Genomic DNA, 1,230 nt, shown 5'->3' on the forward strand with positions numbered 1-1,230 from the left:
TTGTCCGAGGTTCTGAGCTGAAGGGATGACCGTCCATGTCCTGGGACCACGAGGTCGACGTTGTCGTGCTCGGCAGCGGCGCCGCCGCGCTCACCGCCGCACTGGCGGCGGCGGTCGCCGGCGCCTCGGTGGAGGTCTTCGAGAAGGCCCCGACCGTCGGCGGCACCACCGCCGTGTCGGGCGGTGTCGCATGGATCCCCGCCCATAACCGTTGCGCCGACGGGGAATTGACGCCCGCCGACGCGCTGCGCTACCTGCGGGCGCAGTCCCACGGCGTGATGGACGATGCGCTGGTCGAGACCTTCGTCCGCACCGGCCCGGCGATGCTCGATTTCGTCGAGGCGCACAGCGGCGTGCGTTTCGAGGTCGCGACCGGCTTCCCCGACTACCGGCCGGAGCTACCGGGCGGTCGACCGACCGGTGGCAGGTCGCTGATCCCGACGCCGTTCGATCTGGACCGCTTGGGAGAGTGGGGAACCAGAATCACGGCGTTCCCCGACGACTTCTCCAATGTCGGCTTCGACGCCGAGACCCGGGCCCGTCTGCACGCGGCGGCGGACGGTCAACCCGGCAACCTGTGCGTCGCCGGCGCCGCACTCGTCGCGGGTCTGCTCCGGGGTCTGCTCGACGCCGGTGTGGCGGTGCACGCGAATGCGCGGGCGCAAGAACTCCTCGCCGACGCCGGGGTGATCACCGGAGTGCGGGTAGCCTTAACGGACCGCACTATCAGCGTGCGCGCCCGCCACGGCGTCGTCCTGGGCACCGGCGGCTTCGAATGGGATCCAGCCCTGACACAGGCGTTTCTGCGTGGCCCGATGCACGGGGCGGTCTCGCCGCCGAACAACACCGGTGACGGGTTGCGCATGGCGATGGCGCACGGCGCGGACCTGGCCAACATGGGCGAGGCGTGGTGGGTGCCGATCGTCCGCATTCCCGGCGACACCATCGACGGCAAGCCCCGCAGCCGCAGCGTGCGCCTTGAGCGGACCCGCCCCAGGAGCATCATCGTCAACTCGGCCGGGCGGCGGTTCGTCAACGAGGCCGCCGACTACAACTCGATGGCCGGCGCTTTCCAGTACCTGGACCCACGCGACGGATACGTCAACGATCGCGCGTGGATGGTGTTCGACTCTATCCACCTGCAGCGGTACGGATTCCTGGGCGTCGCCCCCGGCGAACCGGTACCGGACTGGTTCTGCGAATCGGCCGACCTCGCCGAGCTGGCCGCCA

1 protein-coding gene is annotated in these 1,230 nt (G+C 70.2%); it reads left to right on the top strand.

Going from position 1 to position 1,230, the window contains the following annotated elements:
• Positions 1 to 35: 35 nt before the first annotated feature.
• Positions 36 to 1,230, top strand: a 1,195-nt coding sequence (locus tag AC2VON_RS20680) for an FAD-dependent oxidoreductase (protein WP_486954590.1), incomplete at its 3' end; no start/stop codon positions are given.

The sequence above is a fragment of the Mycobacterium sp. TH-M82 genome (assembly GCF_057473605.1).